This is a genomic window from Ruegeria sp. F5 (genome assembly GCF_056533845.1).
This window is the reverse complement of sequence record NZ_JBQFOU010000050.1, coordinates 1-4,109: the sequence shown is the minus strand read 5'-3', so window position 1 is coordinate 4,109 and position 4,109 is coordinate 1. Positions and strand designations below refer to the sequence as shown.

3 protein-coding genes are annotated in these 4,109 nt (G+C 63.1%); all 3 read left to right on the top strand.

The window, feature by feature from the left end; all coding sequences use genetic code 11:
* Window positions 1-2,421, top strand: a 2,421-nt coding sequence (locus ACR0K1_RS25320; RefSeq protein WP_480852283.1) for a molybdopterin oxidoreductase family protein, incomplete at its 5' end; no start/stop codon positions are given.
* Window positions 2,422-2,518: 97 nt separating this feature from the next.
* The gene (locus tag ACR0K1_RS25315; protein WP_480852282.1) at window positions 2,519-3,268 is read left to right on the top strand and encodes a 4Fe-4S dicluster domain-containing protein; all 750 of its coding nucleotides are present in this window, start codon (window positions 2,519-2,521) and stop codon (window positions 3,266-3,268) included.
* The coding region (locus ACR0K1_RS25310) for a dimethyl sulfoxide reductase anchor subunit family protein (protein ID WP_480852281.1) at window positions 3,268-4,109 on the top strand (842 nt) is incomplete at its 3' end. The genes ACR0K1_RS25315 and ACR0K1_RS25310, both read left to right, overlap by 1 nt.

Below are 4,109 nucleotides of genomic sequence, written 5' to 3'. Positions count from 1 at the left end.
CAGAATTTCGGCACCCCGAACTACGCGGCCCATGGCGGGTTCTGCTCGGTCAACATGGCGGCGGGCGGCATCTATACGATGGGCGGGGCGTTCTGGGAATTCGGCCAGCCCGACTGGGATCACACCAAACTGTTCATGCTGTTCGGCGTGGCCGAGGACCATGACAGCAACCCGATCAAGATGGGCATCGGCAAGATCAAGGCGCGCGGCGCGCGGGTGATCGGGGTGAACCCGATCCGCTCGGGCTACAACGCCGTGGCTGACGATTGGGTCGGGATCACGCCGGGCACCGACGGGCTGTTCATCCTGTCGCTGATCCACGTGCTGATGAAAGCGGGCAAGATCGATCTGGATTATCTCAGCCGCTACACCAATGCCCCGGTTCTGGTGAACGCCGCCGAAGGCCCGGAAAAGGGCCTGTTCCTGCGGGATGCCGACGGCAAACCGCTGGTCATCGACCGCGCCACCGGCGAACCCACTGCCTTCGACAAACCCGGCGTCCGCCCGGACCTGTCGGCCACCTACGAAGAAGACGGCATCACCCATCGCCCGGTCTTTCACCTGATGGCCGAAAAGTACCTCAGCGACGAGCACGCGCCCGAGGCGGTCGCCGACCGCTGTGGCATTCCCGCCAAACGCATTCGCGCCATCGCCGCTGAAATCGCCCGCGTGGCCTTTGACGAAGCCATCGAGCTGGACCACGAATGGACTGACTTCCGGGGCGAAAAACACAGCAAAATGACAGGCCGCCCGGTCAGCTTCCACGCCATGCGCGGCATCTCGGCCCATGCCAACGGGTTCCAGACCTGCCGCGCCCTGCACGTGCTGCAAATCCTGCTGGGCACGGTCGAGGTTCCCGGCGGCTTCCGGTTCAAACCTCCCTATCCCAAACCGGTCGAGGCACACCCCTCTCCCCATGGCCGCCGCCGTCCGGGCCGGCCGTTGAACGGACCCCATCTGGGCTTCCCGCAGGGCCCCGAGGACCTGCTGCTGGATGACAATGGAAACCCGCTGCGCATCGACAAGGCCTTTACCTGGGAAAACCCGATGTCGGCCCACGGGCTGATGCATATGGTGATCTCGAACGCCGCCGCGGGCGATCCGTACAAGATCGACACCCTGTTCATGTACATGGCGAACATGTCGTGGAACTCGTCCATGAACACCAAGGGCGTGATGGAGATGCTGACCGCCAAGACCGAAGACGGCAAATATGTCATCCCGAACATCATCTATTCCGATGCCTATTCGTCCGAGATGGTCGCCTATGCCGATCTGGTCCTGCCGGACACCACCTATCTGGAACGGCATGACTGTATCTCGCTGCTGGACCGCCCGATCTGCGAGGCCGACGCCGCCGCCGACGCAATCCGCTGGCCGGTGATCGAACCCGACCGGGATGTACGCGGTTTCCAGTCAGTGCTGATCGAACTGGCCAACCGCATGAGCCTGCCGGGCTTCACCAAGGAAGATGGCAGCCCGAAATGGAAGGACTATGCCGATTACATCGTCAACCATGAACGGCGCCCGGGCATCGGCCCGCTGGCGGGTTTCCGTGGTCCGGACGGCGACAAGGAAGGCCGGGGCGAGGTCAATCCCGAGCAGCTGAACCGCTACATCGACAATGGCGGTTTCTACGTGGCTCATATCCCCGAAGGCGCGGATTACTACAAACCCTGGAACACCGCCTATCAGGACTGGGCCGTGGGCATGGGCATCTATGACAGCCCGCAACCCTATCTGTTCCAACTCTATTCCGAACCGATGCGCCGGTTCCAGCTGGCGGCCGAAGGCCATGGCGACGTTCAGCCCCCCGAACATCTGCGCCAGCGGATCAGGGACAAGATGGACCCGATGCCGATCTGGTACGAAACCGACCAGCAGGGCAACGAAGGCTTCACCGTCAACGCCCTGACCCAGCGTCCGATGGCGATGTATCACAGCTGGGGCACCCAGAACGCATGGCTGCGCCAGCTGCACGGGCGCAACCCGCTTTACGTGCCGACCAAACTGATGCGCGAACACGGGCTGCAGGATGGCGACTGGGCCAAGGTCAGCTCGCCGCACGGCGAAATCACGGTGCCGGTAATGGAAATGGCGGCGCTGAACAGCAATACCGTCTGGACATGGAACGCCATCGGCAAACGCAAAGGCGCATGGGCCCTGCAGGAAGACGCGCCCGAGGCCACCAAAGGCTTCCTGCTGAACCACCTGATCCATGAATTGCTGCCGCCCAAGGGCGATGGACAACGCTGGGCCAATTCCGACCCGATCACCGGCCAGGCCGCCTGGTTCGACCTGAAGGTCAAAATCGAAAAGGCCGCCCCCCCCGGCGACGCCGAAAGCCAGCCCGAATTCGGTCCGATCGAATCCCCCGTTGGCACCGGCCCAAAGGATATCGCATGGAAGGTTGGCAAATGACCCGATCCGCTCTTCATCTGGCCAAAAATATCCCGGGGAGCGCGAGGGGCTGGCCCCTCGCCCCTGCCCTCACCACCAAAGCAGAGACAAGGCAGCCATGACCCAGCTACCCCAATCCACCGAACGCAAAATGGGTCTGGTCATCGACCTGGACACCTGCGTCGGTTGCCATGCCTGCGTGATCTCCTGCAAAGGCTGGAACACCGAAAACTACGGTGCGCCCCTGTCAGATCAGGATGCTTACGGAGCGAACCCTTCGGGCACCTTCCTGAACCGGGTGCACTCGTACGAGGTGCAACCCGAACAGGGCCATGCCCAGCTGATCCACTTCCCGAAATCCTGCCTGCATTGCGAAGACGCACCCTGCGTCACCGTCTGCCCCACCGGGGCCAGCTACAAACGGGTCGAGGACGGCATCGTGCTGGTCAATGAAAGCGACTGCATCGGCTGCGGCCTCTGCGCCTGGTCCTGCCCCTATGGCGCGCGGGAACTTGATGTGGCCGAAGGGGTGATGAAGAAATGCACCCTCTGCGTCGACCGCATCTACAACGAAAACCTGCCCGAGGTGGACCGGGTGCCGTCCTGCGTGCGCACCTGCCCCGCCGGTGCCCGGCATTTCGGCGATCTGGGCGACCCTGACAGCGATGTCAGCAAGCTGGTGGCCGAGCGGGACGGTATGGACCTGATGCCCGAAATGGGCACCAAGCCGGTCAACAAATACCTGCCGCCCCGGCCCAAGGATCAGGTCGAAGAGCAGATCGACATTCTCGCCCCACTACTGGCCCCGGTCGCGGAAGAGCCCAAAGGCTTCCTCGGCTGGCTCGACAAGACCTTGGAGAAGCTCTGATGCATCCGGCCCCTTCTGTCATCATCTTTACAACCTTCTCCGGTCTGGGCTTCGGGCTGCTGTTTTTCCTCGGCCTCGGTCAGCCTGCGGTGACAGGCTTTGTTGCCTTCATCTTCTACGCCATCGCCTATGCACTGGCGGTGGGCGGCCTGCTGGCCTCGACCTTTCATCTGGGACATCCCGAACGCGCCTGGAAAGCATTTAGCCAATGGAAATCCAGCTGGCTCAGCCGCGAAGGGGTCTGCGCCGTTGCAGCGCTTGTTGTCATGGGGCTTTACGCGCTGGGTGCGGTGTTTCTGGGCAGCCACTGGGCGCTGCTGGGGTGGATCGGGGCGCTGCTCAGCCTCGCCACGGTGTTTACGACCTCGATGATCTACACCCAACTCAAGACCATTCCCCGCTGGAACATGAACCTGACGCCGGCGATGTTCCTGTCCTTCAGCCTTGCCGGCGGCGCTTTGCTGGCCGGGGCCGGGGCACTGGCCCCCTGGCTGCTGGTAATTGCCGGGGCGGTTCAGCTTGCGTACTGGGCCAAGGGCGACGGCGCGCTGGCCCAATCCGGCACCACACTGGGCACCGCCACCGGGTTGGGCGGCCGGGGCACGGTTCGCGCCTTTGAGCCGCCGCATACGGGAACCAACTATCTGCTGCGCGAATTCGTTCACGTGGTCGGTCGCAAGCACGCGCAGAAGCTGCGGGTCATCTCGTTCGGTCTGGCGTTTGCCCTGCCGTTGCTGCTGATCCTGATCCCGGTCGCAGGTGTTGCGATCAAGCATGTCTTTGCGCTGCTGGCCGTGCTGTCGCATCTGACCGGCGTCGTGATCTCACGCTGGTTGTTCTT